Source organism: Spirosoma pulveris, assembly GCF_054781875.1.
The window spans coordinates 238,270-260,545 of the sequence record NZ_BAAGTO010000008.1; the positions used below are offsets into that span (position 1 = coordinate 238,270).

Consider the following 22,276-nt stretch of genomic DNA (forward strand, 5'->3'; position numbering starts at 1 on the left):
ATTATCAATTTATCATTTGCCACTAATAGCCGGTAAGAAAACTTTAAATGTAGAACCTTTTCCCTCCTCGCTGGCTACGTCAATGGCCCCGCCATGGCTTTCGGTTACGCGTTGTGCAATGGCCAGGCCAATGCCCGTTCCGCTATAGGACGTCTTATGGAGTCGTTGAAACGGCGTGAAAATCCGGTTTTTGTAGCGTTCGTCAAATCCAATACCATTGTCGGTAACCGTAATTACCCAGAATGCCTCATTGGACTCATTCAGAAGGGCGAGTGGCAATTCGTCCGGTTGGGCAGCGCGGTACTGAATCTGAATCAGCGGAGGAACACCCGTTTGGCAGAACTTCAGGGCGTTGGTGATCAGGTTCTGAAAAAGCTGACGAAGCCGAGAGGCACTCCCGTACACCGATGGGAGGGGAGATACATCGATTGTTGCGTTTTTCTCGTCGATGGTCATTTCCAGATCAGCGACAACATCTTCAAGAACCGTATCCAAAGGAATAGTCGTGAACGAATCCCGCTGGGTGCTTACTTGTGAGTAAAGGAGCAAATCCTTGATAAGCATCTGCATGCGCTGCGCCGACTTCTGAATTCGCCGGACCATGTCGCGTTCTCCATCCGAGAGACTATCGATAAACTGATTCTGGAGAATATCGCTGAATGCCTGGATGCGTCGGAGTGGTTCCTGCAAATCGTGGGAAGCAATATGGGCAAACTGTTGCAGGTTTTCGTTGGATCGCTGTAACTCGGCGTTGGCTTCTTTTAGTTCACGTTCCTGCTGTTGGGCGGCCAGTTCGGCCAGCTTTCGGTCGGTGATGTTATTGTACGTAACGACCACTCCGTTGCTGCCCTGCTTTACGGCCGATACCTCAAACCAGCCTTCCAGGCCAAACTCATCGCGGTAATACTGGCTGCTTTGTTCAGCCTGGCCCGTTTCGACAACACGGACATAGAGATCAAAAAAACCGTTATCCTTGTTTCCCGGAAATACAGTCAGCAACTTTCGGCCAATGATTTGATCGGGCGTCATAAAGTTGCTTTTAATGACGGCTTCATTGGCCGTATCCATCATAAAATCAACGATCGTGCCCGTCTCATCCCTCAGGGAAGTCATCGCAATGATACTATTGATCGACGCGTCGAGGGTGGTTCGCAACGCAAGGGCCTGTTGTTCCAGTTTGTGGGTTTGTTCATCTACCCGTCGTTGCAGCAATGTTTCCGCTTCTTTGTCGGCCGTTATATCGATAACCGTACCAATCAACCGATTGACGGTCCCATCATCATCGAAAAAGGACTGCCCGTTGGCACGTATCCAGCGTAACTGCTTATCTTCGAGGCCCAGCGTTCGGTATTCGCAGTCGAATCGACCACTGCTGCCGGGTTGAAGCGCCAGGTGAACCATCTGATCCGTTCGTTCCCGATCATCCGGATGAAGTCCCTGGAGGAAAATAGCATAGTTGATAGGTGCCGTTGGCGGCAGTCCGAACAACTCTTTTGTCCGATCTGACCAGATCAACTGGCCCGTGGGCGGACTGTAATCCCAGGTTCCCATGCGGGCGGCTTCAACCGATAGCCGGAAACTCGTTTCGGCTATGTGCGAGCGCAGTTCAACTTCCTTCCGGTCTGTTACATCGACCAGAACGCCCGAGAAGGCAAGCGGTTGCTGTTGAATATCGTACATCAATCGCCCTCTGGCAAGTAACCAGCGTGTCTGGTTATTAACCACGATGCGGTACTCCGCTTCATAGGGCTGGCCCGTTTGTACGCCTTGATCGATCAGTTGAACAACCCGGGGGCGGTCGTCGGGGTGTATGGAATCGGTAAATACATGCAGGGGGAGACCAGCTTTTCCCTCAGTTTCGTGAATACCGAACATGCGAAGGAGGTTCAGGTCGCCAACTACGTTGTCTGCCTCAAGATCCCAGAACCAGGTCGCAATCAGGCCAATGCTAAGTGCCGTTTGTAATTGATCATAAGAACGAAGAAGTAAGGCTTCTTCGTTGACTAATAATGAGGTTGATGGGGCAGCAAAAGGCCGATTCATGCGTTGAGACTGTCTGTAAAATTCGTTTGTCGCTTGGTTGTACTAGACGTTAATTACCGTCTTGTGAGGAGTTGACAAACAACGAACTACCCGGTGTTTGGGATCAATCAATTCGTTTTTCGCCGAGTGGGCGGCCCAAAAAAAATGTTGATCTTATATTAAACAAAAGTAAGGGAAAAGTGTCTACTCTCGTTTACACTGCTCTTGCGTAAGAACAGCAGGATTTAAAATTTCTTATTAGCCTGACTTCTGTTGGCCGACCGTTTTTTTGAGGGTGATTTCAGGGTAGGTGATGGTGCCAATGTGTCAACTCGTTTCTCTTTTCGGCGAACTGACTGCCGCTCGAATAAGGCATCGAGCTTATCCTGATGGATATCTTCGGCTTCTTCAACGGAGTGCGATACCGATAACGTAGCCTCCGTCTTTGCCTTTTCAACCAACTGCCCGAAAAATCGATGCAGAGCGTGCAGTTCCGCTTCGGTCAGGTCTTCGACATTCAGCAGCCGGTTGCTGGCTTTGCGGTTTACGGCGATGAGTTCGTTCAGTTTGAGTTGCATGGCCAGTGAATCCTTGTTTTGCGACTTCTGGATCAGGAAAACCATAAGGAAGGTAATAATGGTCGTGCCCGTGTTGATGACTAATTGCCAGGTGTCGGAGTAGCCGAAAATAGGGCCGGTGATGATCCAGACAATAATGGTGAGAAGGGCAAGCAAAAAAGCGGTAGAGGAGCCGGTCGCCTGCGTTGCCCGGGAGGCAAATCGCTCAAAAAATTTGGTAAATGAAGAGGTACTCATTGTAGTTACTTGGGTTAAAAAAAGGTAATGACATTGATATAAACGCTTAAAGGCTGGGTAATAAAGCGTTCTGAAATTAAAAAATGAGTAATTCTTTGTCTTTTTTACGCGTCGTCACCTTCGGCTCATTTCTGCGAGTTCGTCTTCGTAGTCTCGCACTGGCCAGCCCTCTTTTGCTGCTTCAACAATCGCTTCTCTCTGGGCATTGATTGCGTCCTGAGTACGGCCAAGTTTTCTGAGCAGTTGGGCATAGGTGTGCAGGGAGTTGTGGGTGCGATACAGGCGAATGGAGCGCTCTGCCCACACCAGGGCCGGTTCCCAGTCGGTTGGAGCCTCCCGTTTGCAGTTTACACTACCTTTTTCGGACGTTTGCGCGTCATTGTTCGTACGGGTACCGACCTGATTAGAAGGGCTGTTCAATATCCGCTCCAGCGCACTGAAGATTACTTTTGACAGGCTTTCTTCTGCCGGATCGGTCGTAAGCAGACTAGGACGATTGGCAATCAACAGGTCAAACGCTCTGGTGTCGGTCGATTCAATGGTCCCCGCCACGAACCGTACTGTTTCCGCTGCGGTGCGTTCCGACTCGGGTAAGGCATCCAGATACGCATCAAGTACGTCGCTGGTGGGGCGGTTGAGCGCTTGACGCGTTTGGAGGTATTTTTTCAGGAAGCCCGGGTCTCGTTTTCCTTCGGCGTATGCTTTATCACCTTTGGCAACCGTCGGCTTCAGGCGTGGCAGAGATAGTACATGATCGGCCTGGACAAGCATGGCGTTGATGCCGCCGTACCCTACCGCCCGGTGGATCAGATCACCATTGGGAGCGATGAACAGAGACGTTGGATAGCTGGCCACAAGGTATTGTCGGGCAATGGCAATGCCTTCGCCTGTCTCGGCGTCGAGTTGGTAGTTGATAAAATGTACGTTGTAACGGGCTCCTACTTTTGGGTTGGGAAAAGCTTCGATAGCCATTCGTTTGCAGGGCGGGCACCAGGTTGTGTAGACGTCCAGAAATACGGGTTTGTTCTGGCGCTGAGCTTCGGCGAGTACATCTTTCCAGGAACCTTTAAAAAAGACAATGCCCGGCGGGTCGACGAACGGGAGTGGCAAGCTTTGGGCACCCGCTCTACAGATGATTAATAAAATAGAGGACAGAAGAAGCCTTGACACGAATGAATTCATTCGGGAAGTAACAATAAAAATCGTTCAATTCTAGTACTGACTTATCGGTAAGTGGCTGACAAGCAGCAGGCCAGAGCCAATACAACTCAGTCTCTAATCACCAGAATAGAAAACAAAAGGCCCTGTTCTTTTGAACAGGGCCTTTTGTTTTGAGCCTTTATGTTAATTTTTACCAACTGGTTATGGACAAATCTGATAAGTGGCCGTCGCATCTTTAGGCCAGAAAGAATTGACCAGGGATAGGCTGGAAAGGCAAATTGTTTGAACCTTATTGTTCTCACAGTATAGTGATCGTAGACCGGTCTGGCTTCTTAAATCTAAAGAAGTTAGTTTGTTCGAATTGCAACGTAGGTAGTCCAATGACTTATTGTTACTCAAATCCAGACTTGTGAGGCTATTGCCAAAAAAGCTTAATGTAGTCAGTTTTGTGTTCTTGCTGACATCCAACCGGGTCAATGAGGTGCCGGAAAAGAGGGTAGGGTAAGACACTGAAACTTCCAACGCCGTATTATTGCTGACATCCACACTCGTAAGCTTATTATATTCACAACGAATGGTTATCAGGGCTGTGTTCTTGCTTAGCTCCAGACTCGTGATGTTGTTGGCACCACAACTGATTAACCTTAAAAGTATGCTCTTACTGACGTCCAGACATCAACGCTGGTGGATGCAGCCTTAGCGGTAACTGTAAAAGCGGCTGGCGGCAGATTGGGCTAAGGATCGTCATTCTTCTTGAAGGAGATAAATGATAGTGTAATGAGTGAGAGCAGGAGAAATCGATTGATCATAAAGAAAAAGCAGACAAAAATTTAGAGGTGAACCCCGATGCAGCCCTGGCCGCAAGGGATTTAATCTTTAACCTAATAGCGATTAATAAGTGACCCGATTTGGTAATTTGTTTGCCAAATGCACAGTTCAGGACGTGGGCGGGAAACGGCTGGATATAGCTGGTGTAAAAGCAATTTCGCCAAGAAGGCAAGTGGCTTAACCGGTGTGTTTTATGAATGGACGGAAGCGCAGGCTATTGAACTAATCCCCGGTTGGGCTTGTCTTTTTTGTATATGGCAAAAAAAGAAATTCCACACGCTAACCCCGCCGATACCAAAGACCAGGTAAGCTGGCGGGAGCGCTTTGCGGCATTGGGAAACCTGCCCGCATTTTTCAAATTGGTGTGGGAGGTCTCGCCGGGCTTGTTTCTTGGCAATGCTGCTCTGCGCCTGATTCGGGCCGCTATCCCGGCTGCTACACTTTACATTGGTAAGCTGATCATTGACCAGGTTGTTGCCCTGTCCAGAAACACCACAACGGACGATACAAACTACATCTGGTGGCTCGTCGGCGCCGAATTCGGGCTGGCGATTCTGTCGACCGCACTGGGTCGGGCCGTAGCGCTGATGGACAGCCTGCTGGGCGACCTGTTCGCCAACCAGACCTCCATCCAACTGATGGAACACGCGGCAACGCTCGATCTCGAACAGTTTGAAGATGCTACTTTCTACGATAAACTCGAACGCGCCCGTCGGCAAACCTCCGGCCGGACGGTGCTGCTCTCCGGTGTTTTCGGGCAGGTGCAGGAGCTTATTTCCGTCGGTTTTTTGGCGGCTGGTCTTGCCGTTTACAACCCCTGGCTGTTGTTGCTGATCTTGGTGGCCGTAACGCCCTCATTCATTGGCGACAACTACTTTAACCAACGCAGTTATTCACTTTCCCGCTCCTGGACCCCCGAACGACGTGAACTCGATTACCTGCGCTACATTGGCGCGAGTGACGAGACGGCCAAAGAGGTCAAGATTTTTGGTCTGTCGGGCTTTCTGATCGACCGATTTCGGGAATTGTCGTGGGGATATTACCTCAAAAATCGCTCGCTGGCCATCAGTCGGGCGGGGTGGGGCACGTTGCTCACCGCGCTGGGTACCGCCGGGTATTACGGGGCCTACGTCTGGATTGTCATGCGGGCCGTGAGCGGGCAAATTTCGCTCGGCGATCTAACCTTTCTGGCCGGGTCGTTCCGGCAGGTGCGGGGATCGCTGGAAGGTATCCTGCTTCAGTTCAGCAGCCTGACACAGGAAGCGATCTATTTACAGGACCTGTTCGATTATTTCGCCATTAAGCCCCTCATTCACTCCCCCAAAACGACCCGTCCGTTCCCCAACCCGATTCGGGAGGGGTTTGTCTTCGAGAATGTAGGTTTTAAATACACGAACTCCGAGCGCTGGGCGTTGCGTAATCTTTCGTTCACCTTGCAGGCGGGTGAGAAACTGGCTCTTGTTGGCGAGAATGGAGCGGGTAAAACGACGCTCGTTAAACTATTGGCTCGTTTGTATGACCCCGCCGAAGGGCGTATTCTGCTCGATGGCTACGATTTGCGGGAGTATGACCTGATGGAGCTCCGGCGAAATATTGGTGTCATTTTTCAGGATTATACCCGCTTCAAAATGTCGGCGGGCGTGAACATTGCCGTGGGTGACATCGACGAACGAACCAACCAGCCTCGTATCGAAACGTCTGCCCAACGCAGTCTGGCCGACACCGTCATTGCTAAACTCGCCGGCGGGTACGACCAGCAACTGGGTCGCTCGTTTGGCAAAGGGGTTGAATTGTCGGGCGGGGAGTGGCAGAAAGTGGCGTTGGGCCGAGCCTACATGCGCGACGCTCAGTTGATAATATTGGACGAACCCACCGCAGCCCTCGACGCCCGCGCCGAATACGAAGTTTTCCAGCGCTTCGGGCAACTCACGGATGGGAAATCATCGGTGATTATCTCGCACCGGTTCAGCACCGTCCGCATGGCCGACCGGATTCTGGTACTGGAAAACGGCACCCTGCTCGAAATTGGCAGCCATTATGAGTTGCTGGAGAAAGACGGCCGCTATGCCGAATTGTTTGGTTTACAGGCACGGGGATATCAGTAAAAATAGGCTTGTTTTATCTAGAATAAGTACTTAAAATTGTACGTAAATAATAACTAATTATGCAGGTTGTCAATTACACAGAGTTTAGGCGGTCGATGAAAGCCAAACTTGATCAGGTTAGCGATGACGGCGACACAGTTATTATTAACCGCAGTGAGAACAAAAATGTCGTTTTAATCTCACTAAGAGAGTATAATTCACTGAAGGAAACGCTTCATTTACTGAGTTCGGAAAAGAACCGTAACCGATTAATGAGCGCTATTGACCGTGCAGACCGAGGGGAGTTTGAGTCGCATCCACTGATAGAAGACTAAGCGGATAATGAACCTATCATGGGATAAGGATGCATGGGAAGACTACATCTATTGGCAGCAGACAGAAAAAAGCGTACTGCGTCGTATTAACGAACTCATCAAAGAATGCCTCCGTACTCCATTTGAGGGGAAAGGAAAGGCAGAACCCTTAAAGGAGAGTTTGTCGGGGTTTTGGTCGAGACGAATCACCGACGAACATCGTCTCGTATACCGGGTCGAAGCTGACCGAATACACATCATCCAATGTCACTTTCATTACTGATGATGGCCCTGCCTCGTGCCATCCTAACTAACCCGTTTAATACCCATATGAAAAACACCCTTTCCTTCATCGCTTTGTATAGCCTGTCCGCCACGGCATTCGCCCAGACGCCCAGCATTCCTTCGCCCGATGTTCAGATCAAAACGGCTGTGCTGGCGGCTCCAGCCGACAAACGTGATGGAGCTACGGTGTATGGCTACTCCGCTAAAAATGAGTTTGTTGTACTGCGTAAAGGAACTAACGAACTCGTTTGTCTAGCCGATGATCCCGCGCAGAAAGGGCTGAGCGTTTCCTGCTACCACCGCGATCTGGACCCCTTTATGGAACGGGGACGATTGTTAAAAAAAGAAGGTAAAAAACCGGCAGAAATTCTGGCCATGCGTGAGCAGGAGGTGAAGGCCAAAAAGCTGACAATGCCAAGCCATCCATCGTCGTTATTCTCTTATACCGCTAAGGATGAAGATTATGATGCCGCTACGGGAGAGGTAAAAGACGGCTATCTGCGCTCGGTCGTGTACATTCCGTACGCTACCGCCGAAAGTACCGGTTTACCGCTGAAGCCCGAAGCACCTGGCATGCCCTGGATTATGGACCCCGGTACCCACAGGGCGCATATCATGATTAATCCGCCCGTATCGACTACGGCGCATCATTAAGCGAACGTCAAGCGTTGAGTAGCGAATCAGACAGTATAAGCCCGTAAGGTTTTCAGGACTTTACGGGCTCCTAACTAAACAGGCAACGGATGTTCCTTCAAAACGGAAAGCTATTTCTGGCGGTAGCCGTCTATGTACTGCTTGCAGGCTCTGGTATGGCCCAACGGAGGGAAATGGACTACTCACGCATCAAAGCGACACCCAGTGCCAGGCCGGTCATGGCTTCCCCAGCTCAAGCCGGACGCACAGCCAATCCCAGTATTTTAACCATAAAGGCATTTGCCGTTGATATTAGTAAGCCGCTAACATCGGCTGTTGCCAGCCTAACCTCCCAATCATCGGGTAAGACGCAAACGCTCTCCCTGGCAAACGGACGGATTGAGCAGGTGTTTTACGAGCCGGATGTGTTAGCCATTGAGGTAAGTGGCGAGGGGTATACAACGGCTTTTCGAAGTATGACGATTGCCGTGTCGTCGACGGGTAACCGCTATGAATTTGACGCCCAACTGGACCCGGCACCAATTAAATTAACCGTTTGGGCGGTCGACAGCCGGACAAACAAACTGATTCGTGAGGCTCGCTTTACGATTTCGGGCAAAGCGGGCAAGACAACACTTCTGCTAACGCCCGATTCGACGACCGGTCTGGTTAAAACAGACCTGCCCGGTAAGGGTGTTTACCAGTTGACCAGTTCTGCCAATGGGTATGGCGATTTCACAAAGTCCATTAAGCTGGATAGTGTACAGAGTGAAGCACGGGTTATGTTAACGCCTAAAAAAGCGCCGGATATAACAAAAACTCAGGCGCTGCCCGAAGCGGTAGTAAAATCGGCGAAGACGGCTTACGTGGAAACTGCCACCGCAAAACCAGCTCCGAAAGTGCCTGCTCTTTCCGGTAGTCTACCAATGCCGGCTGTTACGAACAAACCATTTGGGAATCTTGAAAAAGGGAAAGCCATTGCGCTGAAGAATATTTATTTCGATCAAAGCTCGCCGGTGCTGCGACCCGAATCGTCTCCGGAACTCGATCAACTGGCGGCTGTGCTGCTGGAGAATCCGGCGACAAATATCGAGATTCGCGGCCATACCGATAATCAGGGGGATTTCGATTTAAACGTAAAACTCTCCCGCGACCGCTGCCAGGCGGTTGTTGATTATCTAACCAGTAAGGGAATCGCTAAAAACCGGTTGAAAGCTGTTGGCCGCGGTCCCATCGATCCCATTGCTCCCAATAACAACGAGGAGAACCGGAAAAAGAATAGGCGAGTTGAAATAGTACCGGGATTTTAAAAAGATTTGAAGGATTTTTCAAGATTACTACCACGTTGTTCCGGCAACTCTTTCCCCAACCTGTAAGAGCGCCGATTACAGGAAGATTGGTGGTCGCCCTTAAAGATAACATCTTATAGGAGTGTCCTGTAGCTGCGAAAGCAGCGCGGTAGCAATCTTGTACAATCATTTTGAATCTCAATAAATCCTGGTTCAGGCAGTTGGCTGAGGCCCGCGGAAAGCGTCTTTTTTGCTTACTGCGGGCAGTTTAACCGGTTTGCCTTCGCGTGCCGACTGATAAATCGCTTCCATGATTTTTTGGTCCTGAAGTCCTTCTTCGCCGGGCGTAAAGGGTACTTTATTGTCCAGAATGCATTCCGAGAAGTGATCCATTTCGGTAGTGAAATGATCTTTGTCGGCAATTTTATGCTGGATGATCTGGTTTTCGGTACCCTGCGCCTGGCTGGTCTCCAGTTGTAAGCCGGTGTATGGAAAAGCCGGGTCCATCTTTATCCAGCCGGTTTCGGCCAGAACCCGATAGCTCTTCTCGTCGTGGTGCCCGTAGCTGGTAGCACAACTGGCCTGTACCCCGCTCGGAAACTTCATGAGCCAGTTTACCTGTTCCTCTACTTCCTTGAACCGTGGATCGTTGGGTGTGCTGTGAATATAGCCCATCACCTCAGTGGGTTCTTCGGCTAGTACAAACCGGATGGTGTTCAGGCAGTATAAACCCACATCGGGGAGAGAGCCGCCCCCGGCCAGTGCTTTATTGAACCGCCAGTGTTTCGGGTTGTCGGAGTTTTGACCATTGTTGGCGATGATGCTTTTCACCTTGCCAAATTTTTCGGTCTGTACCATCTCGCGCACCATTTTGTTGTGGGGCTCGTACTGAATCCGGTAGGCAATCATGAGCTTCCGATCCGCCTTCTTGCAGGCGTCGATCATGGCCTGACATTCCTGAGCGGTGTTTGCCATCGGCTTTTCGCACAGAATGTGTTTACCTGCCTGCGCTCCCCGAATGGTGTATTCGGCGTGCATCCCGTTTGGCAGCACAATGTATATGGCCTGTACCTCTTTATTGTCCTTCAGCTTGTCGTAGTCGGCATAGCTGTAGCAACTCGATTCCTTTATACCATACTGAGCAGCTACCTTCTGCATTTTTTCGGGGCTACCGCTCACCAGAGCCACCACTTTCGACTTCGTACAAGTGCCAAAAGCGGGTAATATCTGATTCAGCGTCAAGTGTCCAAGGCCGACGAGGGCGTAGCCGACGCGTTGATCTTCGGCCAATGGGGTTGGCGTCGGGCCTTCCTGCTGCTCTGTTTTGGCTTTGATCTGCTCCAGTTCAATAGGCTTGGTGGAGTCGGCAGGGACTTCGGCTGGGGGGGAGGTGGCGGGTAGTTTAGGGACGGGTCCGCTGGGCGTACTGGCTGTGGAGGCCGTCGTGTTGCTGGCAGCGGGCTTTTTATCGCACGAGGCTAGAGCGGTTCCCAGCGCACCAACGGCGAGGCCCCGGCCCGTTAGCTGAAGGAAATCCTGCCGCGAAAGGGTAGACACGGTTGGATTTCCTAATAGGTTAGTAACAAAACGATCAATCGGTTTCATAACGTTGTTTGTTTACGTCAGGAAACCGATTGTCGAAAGGGGTTGTTTACCCGAGTTATTTAATAGGCGAATAATCCGTTGGTTTCATGTAGACCGACTCAACTTTGGTGGTCAGTGATCCACCCGCTTCTTTCTCCGATGCATCTTTGACCGCAATCCATTTTGGGTCTTTGCGGAACTCTTCGAAATGGGCTTTTCCTTCGGCTTCGCTGGGGTGAGCCAGGATGTACACCAGTTTGGATTGGGCAGCGGGATCTTTCTCCTGCGTAACCCAATACGCTACATTGGTCATTCCGTGCTTGCTGAACAGCTTCATCGTATGATCGCGGAAGCGGGATAAGAGGTTAGGTAGTTTGCCGGGAGTGCATGTGTAAGTGCGTAATTCGAATGTCCGCTCCGGCGATTTCTGGCTTAGTTTAAGCTTAGGCGAAAAGTCGGCATCGGTCATGAAAATCTGATCGACATGATCAACCAATTTGCCATTGGCTTCGGTTTTGGCAACCACTGCTTTCCATTCTGGATCGCTGCCGAAGGCCTTCCAGGAGGCATCACGCGCTTCGCGGCTGGGGTAGGCCAGAATATAGATCAACTCTTTGCGGGCGGTATCGGTTGGGGTCCAGTAACCGATATTTTCCATGCCGTGCTTTTCGAAAATTTTGGTGGTATACTGCCGGAAACGGTCTACTATTTCGGCATATTTGCCTGGTGTTGGGTAATAGATTCTGACTTCGTAAAACTTGGAACCCGGTGCGGGGGGCGTAGTTTTGCCGGAGGTAGTGGTTGCGAAAGCGGCCATGCTGAAAAGCAGGCTAAAAAGGCATAAGGAAACTAGCTTGTCTATCATAATATTACAGAAACGTACGAATAAGGCGTTCTATACCCAGAAGCCTGAAACCGTCTTTTTCTAATTAAGTCAACTACCCGCAACTCAATTTTAAAGGCAGGAATTATAATTTTTATAAAACACATAAAGTACTTGCTGTGAAAGGATTATTTGGTTAGGAGGTATAATATTGCCATCTTTTCTTGTTTGCTGAAGAAAAGCCCTATTTTTGTTGGTCATCCACCGCTTTAACCCAATATTATACGTTATGTTGAGCCGCGTTGCCAATTCTGTTTACTGGATGCACCGATACATTGAACGGGCCGAAAACTATGCCCGGTTCATGAGTGTGAATTTTAACCTGGCGCTCGATCTGCCCCCGAATGTAGACCAGCAGTGGGAGCCTTTGCTGATTGCCACTGCCGACCACGACTTATTCACAAAGTATTACCAGCAGCCCACGCGGGAGAATGTCATTCATTTTATGACTTTCGATAAGCGTAACCCCAACTCCATTGTGGCTTGCCTGAGCAACGCCCGTGAGAACGCCCGTACCATTCGGGAAGTCATTTCCAAAGAAATGTGGGAGCACCTCAACCAGTTTTATCTGATGGTGCGCGATACGTCGCCTAAGCAGCAGTGGGAGGAAATTGAAACCCAGCATTTCTTTACAGAAATTCGAAACAGCACCCAGCTTTTCTACGGTATTATCGACGCGACCATTACCCGCAACGAAGCCTGGCATTTCGGGCGGCTGGGCCGGTTCCTGGAGCGGGCCGACAAAACATCCCGGTTTCTGGACGTTAAATATTTTACGCTGCTGCCCGAAATCGAAGCCGTTGGCTCTACCATCGACTTAATGATCTGGTCGGCCGTATTGAAGTCGGTTAGTGCGTATAACATGCACCGCCAGCAGTACAGGTCGCTAACGCCTTCCAGCATTGTCGAGTTTTTGATTCTGGACCGGATGTTTCCCCGTTCTGTAGCGCATTGCATTCGTCAGGCGGAGTTATCGCTCTACGAAATCTCCGGCAACAACATCGCGCACGGCTTTGGTAATTCGGCAGAGCGAACCATGTCCAGACTTCGTTCGGAGATTGAGTTTACCGACACAGTGGATATCTTCAAAGGGGGACTCCATCAATACCTCGATAATTTCCAGACGCGTACCAACGAAATCGGGTCCGCCATCTTTAAAACGTACTTCGACCTGAAACCTGTGGAAGTTTAGTAATTGGTGGCGTGGTGGTGTGAGTGCAGTCAAACGACGCTCACATCACCACGCCACCAATTACCAATCCCTGCTCCACTAATAAAAAATGGGTACTGTTACTGCAAGGTAGGCCATGCCAGCACGGTTTCGGAACCGATTATTGTCGGCAATAATATCGCGATTCGATACGGTTGTTTCTGTAGTAAGCCACTGGTAGCCCAGCTTGATACCCATACGCTGACTCACGCGCAAACGGGCATAAACTTCGGTGGCGAGTGTGCCCCGGTCATTATCGCCAAGCAAGCGGACATTAAGGCCGCCAGGCTTTGCGTTCTGAAAGGTGTTGGCCCCCTGGAAATAGGCTGTCGCTGAATCGGCCCCTGTGCGGGAGTTGATCTTATACTGGCCCGTGGACGACATGTAGCGCCCCAGTCTTGACTTCCCCAGCGTAATGCCCAATAAATCGGCACTTCCCCCAATTTCCAGTCTTCCCAGGTTAATCTGCGCCCGAAACCCAATATTAAAGGATGTATTGGTGATGTAGTCATAACGAACGGTATCGATATTATCCGTTATGAGCGGGGCCGTAAGCGCACCCAGACCAGTTTTGCCACGGGTCAGGCGGGCAGGCGCCGTGTAATAGTTTTGATTGTCGCCGTAGAAAGCGCCCAAACGGGCTGTCCAGCCAAGGGAGAACAGCTTGCGTTCACCAACGTTAATTAACTGAAAATAGGTAACGGATGGATTGTACTTGTTTTTCGAGTAAGCCATTCCCAAGTCATAACCACTGCTAAGGCGAGCCGAAACGGACGATTGGGCAACGGTATAAAGGGGTACTATCGTTACTAATGCAATAAGTATTTGCTTCATCAATTGGATCAAGGTGTTGTACGGGCAAAGATAAAGGAGGATAGACGGGCAATAAAAAAGGAAGTGGATAGTCTATCCACAGACTATCCACTTCCTTTTATGCTTCACTAAATCAATTTTAAAACCACAGCTCCCAGGGGAGGAACGTTTACATCAATGGATTGCTGACGGCCGTGCCACACTTGCTCATAGCTGGCAATAGATTCCGAATTGCTGACCCCACTGCCGAAAAACTCAACGGCATCACTATTGAAGACTTCCCTGTACGAACCTGCCGACGGCACGCCGATGCGATAACCGGAGCGGGGAACAGGAGTCATATTCAGGATGATCAGCAGGTTATCTTCCGGACGGTTGCCTTTACGAATGTAGGTGATAACACTGTTCTCGCGGTCGGTTGTGTCAATCCATTCGAAACCATCGGCGGTGAAATTACGCTCATAAAGGGCTGGTTCAGCTTTGTAAAGCGTATTCAGTGCTTTCACACAAGCCGCCATGCCTTTATGGGGTCCATAGTCGAGCAGGTGCCAATCCAGGCTGGCATCGAATTTCCACTCCGAAGTTTGCCCGAACTCACCCCCCATAAAGAGCAGTTTGGTGCCCGAATGGGTAAACATATACGAGAAAAGCAGTCGTAAGTTGGCAAATCGCTGCCATTCATCGCCCGGCATTTTACCAATCAGGGAGTGCTTGCCATACACAACCTCATCGTGCGATAGCGGCAGCATGAAGTTCTCCGTGAATGCATAAACGGTACTAAACGTCAGTTCGTCCTGGTGAAACTTACGGAAAGCCGGGTCGCGCTGGAAATAGCGAAGTGTGTCGTTCATCCAGCCCATCATCCACTTCATTCCGAAGCCGAGTCCACCCATGAAAACCGGCCTAGATACGCCCGGGAAAGCGGTTGACTCTTCGGCAATGGTTTGGGTATCGGGGAATTCCTTATAAACCGCTTCGTTGATCTCTTTGATAAGCGAAATAACATCCAGATTCTCGCGGCCACCAAACACGTTCGGTTCCCACTCGCCGGCGTTGCGCGAATAGTCCAGATACAGCATCGAAGCAACGGCATCTACCCGCAAACCGTCGGCATGGCAGCGGTCGAGCCAGAACATGGCATTGCTGATCAGGAACGAGCGGACCTCGGGTCGGCCGTAGTTAAAAATGTAGCTTTTCCAGTCGGGGTGATAGCCTTTGCGTAGGTCGGGGTGCTCGTACAGGTGCGAGCCATCGAATTCGTACAACCCATTGGCATCGCCGGGGAAGTGGGAGGGAACCCAGTCCAGCAACACGCCAATACCCGCCTGGTGCAGCCTTTCGACGAGTTTCATGAACTCCTGCGGTGTACCAAAACGGCTGCTGGGTGCATAATAGCCGGTAATCTGGTAGCCCCAAGAAGGTGCGTACGGATACTGCATCACCGGCATGAACTCCACGTGTGTGAACCCCATATCCTGAAGATAAGGCACCAGCGCATCGGCAATTTCGCCATAGGTCAGTTCGCGTTCCGGGTTGCCGGGGTCGCGTCGCCAGGAGGCCATGTGCATCTCATAGACGGAGATAGGCGCGTTGAGGGCGTTTTTCGCCCCCCGATTGGCCATCCATTCCTGATCTTGCCATTCGTAATAGGTATCCCAAACGACCGAAGCGGTTTTGGGCGGCACTTCCCACCAGTGCGCGTAGGGATCGCCTTTTTCTACTTCGCGTCCGCCTTCGTGGACAATGAAATACTTATAGGTTTCACCCCGGCCGATGTTTGGGATGAACACCTCCCAAATGCCCGACGAGTCCCAGCGAACATTCATGGAGTGGCTGCCTTTGTCCCAGCCGTTGAAATTACCAATAACCGCCACGTAGCGGGCCGAGGGTGCCCAGACGGCGAAATAAGTGCCTATAACACCGTTGTGCTCAACAACGTGAGCGCCAAATTTATCGTATAGCTTCTGGTGTTTCCCACTCCGGAAGAGGTGGATATCGAAATCAGTGAAGCGGGAGTAAACCCCATCCTGTTGGGTCGGCTTGTCCGACGAGGCCGGTTGGCTCGTGACTTGTTCGGGTAGAGCAGGCTGCACCGCTTGTTCGGTTTCGGCCGAGGGGGTAGGAGTTTTGCGTTTTGCCATTGTTGGAACTAAATAGATACGTTGTTGAACGTATTCAGGGGCTGAAAGTTAGAAAAAATCCTCACCGTTCGCAGATACATGATCTCAATTTATAGCGCAACCGCCCTCGCTTTCTACGAAAAACAGGGGTCTCCCCACCAATCAGGGCATTCTGACAGCAGGCTTGCTATTGTGATTTGCCGAAGAAATTAGTTGCGTTTTGTTTGCAGCAGTCCTGTTTGCAGCATGGGCACGTGGGGCGCAACTTCGCCATCACTCAGCCGGATTTTCTCGATCTCACGGATTACATCGATGATACCCTTCAACGGAATCTTAACCCAGGAGGGGCGATAGCTAATTTCGTATCCCAATTCATACACGGCCTTTTCGAGCAGGTAGATCAGGAGCAGAAAATTGATCTCGCTGTTGTTTTTGAAAAGCGGGTGAGGGGCACCAAATACGTCCAGATAGGCATCCAGAAAGGTATCCCGAATCAGATAGAACCACCGATCGGATACACGTTGCAGGTGTTCGGGATTAAGTTCGTCGGTTTCGACCGAGTTGAACAGCTTGGCCGAAACGGCATAATGATACGATCGAATCATACCCGCCACATCTTTCAACGGGGAGTGTTTTATTTTTCGTTCGGCAATGCTGCTTTCAGGTTCGCCCTCAAAGTCGATGATCACGAAGTCATTTTCCGTTGCCAGTACCTGCCCAAGGTGGTAATCGCCGTGGATTCGGATGCGCTGCGAACTGAGGGGGCGGGTACGGAAGTCGGCGATGAACGTGTCGATCATCTCTTTGGCTTCCATAAACACCCAGGCCAGCCGTTGCGCCTGCGTGTCGAGTTTGGTATAGTTGTCGATTAACAGTGCGTATCGGCGTTCGAGTAAGTCCTCGAACCGTTTGATGATAAACTCCCGATACTCGTCCGTAAACGGTTCGGGTGCGAAAGCCGGGTCGGTTGGGGCGTTGGGCCTGGACGGTTTGTAGAGGGCGCAGTGCATCTCGCCCGTTCGGCGACCCAGCAGTTCCACTTTATCGAACACATCCTCCCGAATGGCAAACAGCCGCTGCGGTACGGCGTAGAGAAAATCGTTGAGGTAATCGCCGGTTTGCATCCACGAATCTTTGTCATTGGGTACCATCCGCTGTACCATTCCCAGCGTAATATCCGGCCGGTCACTTCCCTGCCAGATAATGCTGCCCCCAAAAGCCGGAATGTGTTCGAAGTCACTTTCGTCGGTCAGAAATGCTACCATGTCAACTTCCGGGTTCGTTTCCTGGAAGAGTTTCCGGTAGAGTTTCAGGAAGTATTTATCACCGAAGGTCATGGCCGAGTTGCTTGAGTCGACCGGCAGCACCCGCGACGGAAGCCGTTCGTCGCCTTCTTCGAGTCCCTTGCCCCGATGAAACGTGAGGGTTCCATCGGTTTGCGGCATGGTCTGATTTTGGTAGATCGCCGTAAACAGCACGTCCCGAAATCGGTCATCATAGATAGCGTCGATGAGCATACCCATCTGTCTGCCAATCGTAATGGTATCGCTGATCCGGGCTTTTTCGGGAATAGCCGCCGGTTGAAACGACAGCGTATGCGTTGTTTGATCGGTCAGGAAGGAAATTGGCAGTAAATACGTTTCCGGCCTGCCATCGGCATAGGTCGATTCAAGAATAAGGAGATATGCCATATCGCCATCCGCAAGCGGCAGGGTATGAACCGTCTGCACCGAAAAACCAGTTTGAGGGCGGGCTTTGCCAGCAAACCAGCGACAGGTGTTGATATAAGGAGGCAATAGGCTCTGCGCCAGCATTTCCCAGAAATGAGGGGCTGAGTGGGCGTCGCGCCAGGCAGTATCGGAAGTCATGGGTTGCGTAATCAGCATGAGTAGCGTTCAGGAGTACTGTCTATTCAAGCAGTTTTGACACGGTATTGTTTTTAGCTGCTTCACCACCAAAGTCAAAAGTTTCTTGAATATATAATAAGAAAAGGCCAAGTAAACCAATATTATGTAAGTGTAGGGTAAGGCACTCCGTGTCGACCAGACAGAGACACGAGTTTTGGAGAGCGGTTAAATCTGACAATCAGCGGTCCCGAACCCGTTTTCCGGCTAACTCGTATGGTCGCTTACAATGACCCAGCGATTGTTGATTTTTCGCCAGAGTAAGGTAAAGTATCCCTCTGCGTTGCCAATTTCGGGGCGGGTGAGGTGAAAACGGCCAATTACGTAGGCCATATTGGGTGTTTGTAAATCCAGTTCCAGAATGTCAAACTTTAGTGTGCCCATCGATGCCCGGCTGGGGTAGCGCTTTCTGTAATTAGCGAGCGTTGGTTGATACCCATACGTAATCCCCGCCTTACCAATAAATGTCAGCGAATCGGAATTCCAATAGGCAACCATAAACCGGTCGATACGTCCGGCGTTCCAGTCGTCGGTTTGCCGCTTCAGGATTTCCAGGATAGCCCGTCGTTCGCGGTTATCGGCCTGAGTCTGCGTTGTAGGTTGGCTCAGAGCCGGAAGAACGAGCAGGCAAAAGAGGAGTATAGTGGTGAGTTGTTTCATAAAGAAAGCGTTTTGACTAAAGCTAGGCTATACAGTCTATAACCCAAACAATATTGGTTAATCGAGTGGAATTTTGCGTTATTCGTTGATTCAATGCTAACGGATTTCCTGCTTACCAGGTTATGAGATTACAGAACAAAGTTGCCATCATTACCGGGGCGGCCCGGGGAATCGGACAAGCGGCTGCCGAGGTGTTTTGCCGCGAAGGAGCCACCGTTGTCATCTGGGATCTGCTGGATGAAGGGGAGGCTACCGCTCAGTCACTGCGCAACCAGGGGTTTGCCTGCCAATTCCAGCATGTAAGTACTACTGATGTGCCCGGTATTGAAGCGGCCGCCCGTTCTGTACATGAGCAGTACGGCCGGATCGATATTCTGATCAACAACGCCGGTATCACCCGTGACAAAACCCTGCTGAAAATGTCGTTTGACGAATGGCAGCAGGTGATCGACGTAAACCTGACGGGCGTTTTTACCTGTACAAAAGTCGTTGCGCCCTATATGGTGGAGCAAAAATACGGGCGTATCATCTGTACATCGTCGATCAATGGCGTTCACGGGGCGTTCGGACAAACAAACTACGCGGCTGCCAAAGCAGGAATCATCGGTATGGTACGGTCATGGGCCAAAGAACTGGGGCCTAAAGGTATTACCGCCAATGCCGTGGCACCGGGGTTTATCCAAACGGCCATGACCGATGCCATGCCCGATGAGGTGCGCAGCCAGGCCGTGGCGACCATCCCGGTTCGGCGTATTGGCAAGCCGGAAGATATTGCCAACGCATATCTGTTTCTGGCATCGGACGAAGCCTCGTTTGTGAATGGACACGTACTGGCCGTTAACGGCGGGCAGGCGTTGTAGACTGAATACCGAAAACCACCTCTTATCTTTGTACCCGTATCTAGCGTAACAATTCATGAAAAAGGTTCGGAAGTTCTACAACGATTACAAACCATACATCTTCTCCGATGGTTGGTACTATATTTTTATCGTTGTTTTTATTTTAATCTTATTTATTTTCTTCTCCTGAGTGAGTAGTCGTTCGGCCGTTCTGGCCATCATCAATCCACTGTCGGGTACAACGTCGGTTGCCCAGAAAGCCTTGCTTCAGGATGCGTTTATGCGTCGGGCTGAAGCGCTCGGTTATGCACCCGAGGCCATTTTTACCACGCACCCCGGCCATGCTACCGAACTGGCCACCGATGCGGTGAAACGGGGTGTTAACCGTGTACTGTCCATTGGGGGCGACGGCACGATCAATGAAACGGCCAGAGCATTACGGCGGTCGGCTACGGCACTGGGTATCGTGCCCATTGGCTCCGGCAACGGGCTGGCCCGCCATCTGGGCATTCCGCTCGCTCCGCTGAAAGCCATTGAACGCGCTTTGGCGGGTCGCCCGGTGGTCATTGACAGTGGCGAAATCAACGAACATCCGTTTTTCTGTACCGCCGGCCTTGGGTTTGAAGCCTATGTGGCACACGCCTTTGCCCGGCAACCCGTCCGGGGGCTCCCAACTTACATCCGGACGGCGTTCAAGGCGTTTCTTGGGTATAAGCCTCCGGTATTTTTGCTGGATGGGCAGGAGCAGAAACTCTTCTCGCTCACCTTCGCCAACGCCGGGCAGTTCGGAAATAATGCCTGGATGGCGCCCACGGCTAACATCGCCGACGGTCGGCTGGAGCAGTGCGAAATTCGCCCATTTCCTACCCAGGCAGCCGGTGTCCTCACCTGGCGGTTATTTAACAAGACGCTTAATCAATCACCTTACTGGCGCGGAAAATCCGTTACCAACGCCACCGTAGAAGCCGATGGCCCCCTTCTTATTCATGCCGATGGCGAGCCGCTGACCTTGCCTGCCGGTCAGGTCAACGTCCGGGTACTGCCGGGGAGCTTACTGGTCTTACTGTAGGGCCTGTGACCGGGACGGCGGTTGGTATTGATCACCTTACCAGGGTAATGCTTCCTTTGCTGGTTTGTCTGGCTTGCGAAACAAACTTGAATTTTATCAGGTACGGATAAACCCCAACAGAACAGGCTATGCCTTTATATTTTCCATCCCATTTGTTATCCGGGTTTGTCGTTTGATGAATAACCTCACCCCATCGGTTGAAAATGATCAACTCATATTCTTCCAATGAGCAATTTTGGCTTTTTACCGGCGAAAAGAAGTCATTGACAGTATCATCATTGGGCGAGAAAGCCTTTGGAACATAAAAGAGGCAAGTTGAAGAAGGTGGTGTGTCGCAGGAGATGATATTGATCGTCTTTTCCAGCGTTCTGGTGCCGCAGTTGAAGGTCACAACTGCCTTTAGGATATATGTACCCGGACTTGAAAATTGATGCGATGGAGACACGTTCGTTGCTGTATTGTCTGTTCCGGAAGAAGGATCACCGAAATTCCAGATAACTGAATTGACTGAGGCCGAAGAGACCAGAGCGAACGGAATTCTGTTTTGTGAACAACTGTCCTGGGTCGAAATAATGCCAGTACAGCATAAGCCAACAGAAAGTCGTCTGCAAACGGTGGCGACAGGGGAGCCCGGCTCCTGAAACGAAACACAAACGTTGTAGATACCGGCACTGCTAAACGTATGTGTGGGAAATGGGGATGGGCTGGCACCGGTTATCGTTACTGAATTTCTGGTGCCACTTGCCGGATCGCCAAAGTTCCATGAAAAGTAGGGCGAACTACTCGTGCCTTCCGCCTGAAGAGCAAGTGTCTGGCTGGAACAGGTGTCTCCGCTTATTTTAATGCCTCTGATTTGCGCATTAGCTACAGTAAAGACTACTAAAAGTAAGGTTGGTATAGCCAATAGGGTATACATCCCCGTTTAAGTTAGGTGAGTAGTTTGGACCAGCCGATCATATTCTTGTAGTGTAAATTTTATAGAAAATCTCACACAAACCAGTAGAGGAAAATAAGCGAAGCTATCTGTTTCTCTTTGTATGATTTATTAATGCCAGCTAAGTTGGCTGGTGTAGTTTACGCTTATTAAATCAGGCGGCAGGCAACTGTCAGTTTTTCAGGCAGTAGATCGAATACTCGTTAATTTTCAGGGTGAGTCTGTTCTCCAGATAGCTGTTGCCGCCTTGCAGGTCCTGAGCAATTTGTCGTGCCTGCGTTTGATAGGCCTGTATTTTTTCAGACGACCAGTGGGCGGGTGGCGCCTGTAAATTGGTAATCCGATCGGCCAGTTTTACCGCCCATACTTCTTTGGGAAGCTTTTTGATTCGGGTGAGGCTGTCGGCCATTTGCCCATCTTTAGGCATGTCTTCGTTTTTGGTCAACGCCAGTACTGCCTGGGCTACTTCACTACTGAAGGTCTCCTGTAACTCCTCAAACGTAGTATTCGTATCTTCCAGGGTATCATGCAGTAAGGCAATCTGAATGGCGTATCTCAGGTCAAAGTCTTTGGTTTCCTGAGCCGCCAGCAGGATTTCCATAGCAACATTGCTCAGGTGTACGACATACGGCAGGTTTGTTCCGGGAATAGTCTGATTCATTTCGCCATGCTTTCCGGCGGCAAACTTTATCGTTTTCTGGTAGATGGATTGGATGCTCATAGCTTATAGAGGTATGTACGGTAACGAATTGGTTATCAATGTGCTTTTGATGGCTTAGCAGTGAATTTTCGTGTTAGGTACGGGTCAGTGCCGAACAACAAGGTACTT

The 22,276-nt window shown here is 50.6% G+C and carries 19 protein-coding genes; 8 read left to right on the plus strand and 11 right to left on the minus strand.

What is annotated here, in order from left to right; all coding sequences use genetic code 11:
• Positions 1-12: 12 nt before the first annotated feature.
• The 3 genes from ACYVJM_RS23930 to ACYVJM_RS23940 form a co-directional block, all read right to left on the minus strand.
• Positions 13-2,043, minus strand: a complete 2,031-nt coding sequence (locus ACYVJM_RS23930) for a PAS domain-containing sensor histidine kinase (RefSeq protein WP_461150765.1) — start codon at positions 2,041-2,043, stop codon at positions 13-15.
• A gap of 224 nt (positions 2,044-2,267) precedes the next feature.
• A complete protein-coding gene (locus ACYVJM_RS23935) occupies positions 2,268-2,837 on the minus strand; it encodes a low affinity iron permease family protein (RefSeq protein ID WP_461150766.1) in 570 nt (189 codons plus the stop codon).
• Between the two features lie 114 nt (positions 2,838-2,951).
• The gene (locus ACYVJM_RS23940) at positions 2,952-4,019 is read right to left on the minus strand and encodes a thioredoxin family protein (protein ID WP_461150767.1); all 1,068 of its coding nucleotides are present in this window, start codon (positions 4,017-4,019) and stop codon (positions 2,952-2,954) included.
• 1,061 nt (positions 4,020-5,080) lie between these two features.
• Here ACYVJM_RS23940 and ACYVJM_RS23945 point away from each other — a divergent pair.
• The 5 genes from ACYVJM_RS23945 to ACYVJM_RS23965 all read left to right on the plus strand — a co-directional run bounded on the left by ACYVJM_RS23945 (position 5,081) and on the right by ACYVJM_RS23965 (position 9,452).
• Positions 5,081-6,931 carry an ABC transporter ATP-binding protein gene (locus tag ACYVJM_RS23945; RefSeq protein ID WP_461150768.1) on the plus strand — a complete coding sequence of 617 codons (1,851 nt, stop codon included), beginning with the start codon at positions 5,081-5,083 and terminating at the stop codon, positions 6,929-6,931.
• A 59-nt stretch (positions 6,932-6,990) separates the two neighbouring features.
• Positions 6,991-7,245 (plus strand): type II toxin-antitoxin system Phd/YefM family antitoxin, encoded by a 255-nt coding sequence (locus tag ACYVJM_RS23950; RefSeq protein ID WP_097124126.1) that lies wholly within the window; start codon positions 6,991-6,993, stop codon positions 7,243-7,245.
• Between the two features lie 7 nt (positions 7,246-7,252).
• Positions 7,253-7,507, plus strand: coding sequence for a Txe/YoeB family addiction module toxin (locus ACYVJM_RS23955; RefSeq protein ID WP_461150769.1), 255 nt, complete (start codon positions 7,253-7,255; stop codon positions 7,505-7,507).
• 47 nt (positions 7,508-7,554) lie between these two features.
• A complete protein-coding gene (locus ACYVJM_RS23960) occupies positions 7,555-8,163 on the plus strand; it encodes a hypothetical protein (RefSeq protein ID WP_461150800.1) in 609 nt (202 codons plus the stop codon).
• A gap of 89 nt (positions 8,164-8,252) precedes the next feature.
• Complete coding sequence (locus ACYVJM_RS23965; RefSeq protein ID WP_461150770.1) at positions 8,253-9,452, plus strand: OmpA family protein; 1,200 nt, start codon at positions 8,253-8,255, stop codon at positions 9,450-9,452.
• A 192-nt stretch (positions 9,453-9,644) separates the two neighbouring features.
• Here the strand turns inward: ACYVJM_RS23965 and ACYVJM_RS23970 are convergent, their stop codons facing one another.
• Together ACYVJM_RS23970 and ACYVJM_RS23975 are read right to left on the minus strand one after the other, a co-directional pair.
• Complete coding sequence (locus tag ACYVJM_RS23970) at positions 9,645-11,036, minus strand: Gfo/Idh/MocA family protein (RefSeq protein ID WP_461150771.1); 1,392 nt, start codon at positions 11,034-11,036, stop codon at positions 9,645-9,647.
• Positions 11,037-11,091: 55 nt separating this feature from the next.
• Positions 11,092-11,880, minus strand: a complete 789-nt coding sequence (locus ACYVJM_RS23975; protein WP_461150772.1) for an NIPSNAP family protein — start codon at positions 11,878-11,880, stop codon at positions 11,092-11,094.
• A 247-nt stretch (positions 11,881-12,127) separates the two neighbouring features.
• Here ACYVJM_RS23975 and ACYVJM_RS23980 point away from each other — a divergent pair, with 247 nt between their 5' ends.
• A complete protein-coding gene (locus ACYVJM_RS23980; RefSeq protein ID WP_461150773.1) occupies positions 12,128-13,090 on the plus strand; it encodes an alpha-E domain-containing protein in 963 nt (320 codons plus the stop codon).
• A 78-nt stretch (positions 13,091-13,168) separates the two neighbouring features.
• Here ACYVJM_RS23980 and ACYVJM_RS23985 read toward each other — a convergent pair whose 3' ends face one another.
• From ACYVJM_RS23985 to ACYVJM_RS24000, 4 genes are all read right to left on the minus strand, one after another.
• On the minus strand, positions 13,169-13,942 hold the full coding sequence (locus tag ACYVJM_RS23985; RefSeq protein ID WP_461150774.1) for a hypothetical protein: 774 nt from the start codon (positions 13,940-13,942) through the stop codon (positions 13,169-13,171).
• Between the two features lie 107 nt (positions 13,943-14,049).
• Entirely contained in the window at positions 14,050-16,062 is a 2,013-nt protein-coding gene (gene glgB / locus ACYVJM_RS23990) for a 1,4-alpha-glucan branching protein GlgB (RefSeq protein ID WP_461150775.1), read from the minus strand.
• Between the two features lie 188 nt (positions 16,063-16,250).
• The gene (locus ACYVJM_RS23995) at positions 16,251-17,927 is read right to left on the minus strand and encodes a putative maltokinase (protein WP_461150776.1); all 1,677 of its coding nucleotides are present in this window, start codon (positions 17,925-17,927) and stop codon (positions 16,251-16,253) included.
• Positions 17,928-18,152: 225 nt separating this feature from the next.
• Complete coding sequence (locus ACYVJM_RS24000) at positions 18,153-18,605, minus strand: YybH family protein (protein ID WP_461150777.1); 453 nt, start codon at positions 18,603-18,605, stop codon at positions 18,153-18,155.
• A 122-nt stretch (positions 18,606-18,727) separates the two neighbouring features.
• On the opposite strand from ACYVJM_RS24000, the gene fabG reads away from it, so the two are divergent.
• Positions 18,728-19,465, plus strand: a complete 738-nt coding sequence (fabG, locus tag ACYVJM_RS24005; protein ID WP_461150778.1) for a 3-oxoacyl-ACP reductase FabG — start codon at positions 18,728-18,730, stop codon at positions 19,463-19,465.
• A 169-nt stretch (positions 19,466-19,634) separates the two neighbouring features.
• On the plus strand, positions 19,635-20,513 hold the full coding sequence (locus ACYVJM_RS24010) for a diacylglycerol/lipid kinase family protein (RefSeq protein ID WP_461150779.1): 879 nt from the start codon (positions 19,635-19,637) through the stop codon (positions 20,511-20,513).
• 31 nt (positions 20,514-20,544) lie between these two features.
• Here the strand turns inward: ACYVJM_RS24010 and ACYVJM_RS24015 are convergent, their stop codons facing one another.
• Both ACYVJM_RS24015 and ACYVJM_RS24020 read right to left on the minus strand, forming a co-directional pair.
• On the minus strand, positions 20,545-21,429 hold the full coding sequence (locus ACYVJM_RS24015) for a T9SS type B sorting domain-containing protein (protein ID WP_461150780.1): 885 nt from the start codon (positions 21,427-21,429) through the stop codon (positions 20,545-20,547).
• A gap of 190 nt (positions 21,430-21,619) precedes the next feature.
• A complete protein-coding gene (locus ACYVJM_RS24020; RefSeq protein ID WP_461150781.1) occupies positions 21,620-22,168 on the minus strand; it encodes an HD domain-containing protein in 549 nt (182 codons plus the stop codon).
• Positions 22,169-22,276: the final 108 nt, after the last annotated feature.

Bases quoted from the DNA above. Each gene is read 5' to 3' on its own strand.
- ACYVJM_RS23960 (WP_461150800.1), top strand. From the start codon at position 7,555: ATGAAAAACACCCTTTCCTTCATCGCTTTGTATAGCCTGTCCGCCACG.
- glgB (WP_461150775.1), bottom strand. From the start codon at position 16,062: ATGGCAAAACGCAAAACTCCTACCCCCTCGGCCGAAACCGAACAAGCG.
- ACYVJM_RS24015 (WP_461150780.1), bottom strand. From the start codon at position 21,429: ATGTATACCCTATTGGCTATACCAACCTTACTTTTAGTAGTCTTTACT.
- fabG (WP_461150778.1), top strand. From the start codon at position 18,728: ATGAGATTACAGAACAAAGTTGCCATCATTACCGGGGCGGCCCGGGGA.
- ACYVJM_RS23930 (WP_461150765.1), bottom strand. From the start codon at position 2,043: ATGAATCGGCCTTTTGCTGCCCCATCAACCTCATTATTAGTCAACGAA.
- ACYVJM_RS23945 (WP_461150768.1), top strand. From the start codon at position 5,081: ATGGCAAAAAAAGAAATTCCACACGCTAACCCCGCCGATACCAAAGAC.
- ACYVJM_RS23995 (WP_461150776.1), bottom strand. From the start codon at position 17,927: ATGCTGATTACGCAACCCATGACTTCCGATACTGCCTGGCGCGACGCC.
- ACYVJM_RS23985 (WP_461150774.1), bottom strand. From the start codon at position 13,942: ATGAAGCAAATACTTATTGCATTAGTAACGATAGTACCCCTTTATACC.
- ACYVJM_RS23940 (WP_461150767.1), bottom strand. From the start codon at position 4,019: ATGAATTCATTCGTGTCAAGGCTTCTTCTGTCCTCTATTTTATTAATC.
- ACYVJM_RS23935 (WP_461150766.1), bottom strand. From the start codon at position 2,837: ATGAGTACCTCTTCATTTACCAAATTTTTTGAGCGATTTGCCTCCCGG.
- ACYVJM_RS23980 (WP_461150773.1), top strand. From the start codon at position 12,128: ATGTTGAGCCGCGTTGCCAATTCTGTTTACTGGATGCACCGATACATT.
- ACYVJM_RS24020 (WP_461150781.1), bottom strand. From the start codon at position 22,168: ATGAGCATCCAATCCATCTACCAGAAAACGATAAAGTTTGCCGCCGGA.
- ACYVJM_RS23970 (WP_461150771.1), bottom strand. From the start codon at position 11,036: ATGAAACCGATTGATCGTTTTGTTACTAACCTATTAGGAAATCCAACC.
- ACYVJM_RS23975 (WP_461150772.1), bottom strand. From the start codon at position 11,880: ATGATAGACAAGCTAGTTTCCTTATGCCTTTTTAGCCTGCTTTTCAGC.
- ACYVJM_RS23950 (WP_097124126.1), top strand. From the start codon at position 6,991: ATGCAGGTTGTCAATTACACAGAGTTTAGGCGGTCGATGAAAGCCAAA.
- ACYVJM_RS23965 (WP_461150770.1), top strand. From the start codon at position 8,253: ATGTTCCTTCAAAACGGAAAGCTATTTCTGGCGGTAGCCGTCTATGTA.
- ACYVJM_RS24000 (WP_461150777.1), bottom strand. From the start codon at position 18,605: ATGAAACAACTCACCACTATACTCCTCTTTTGCCTGCTCGTTCTTCCG.
- ACYVJM_RS23955 (WP_461150769.1), top strand. From the start codon at position 7,253: ATGAACCTATCATGGGATAAGGATGCATGGGAAGACTACATCTATTGG.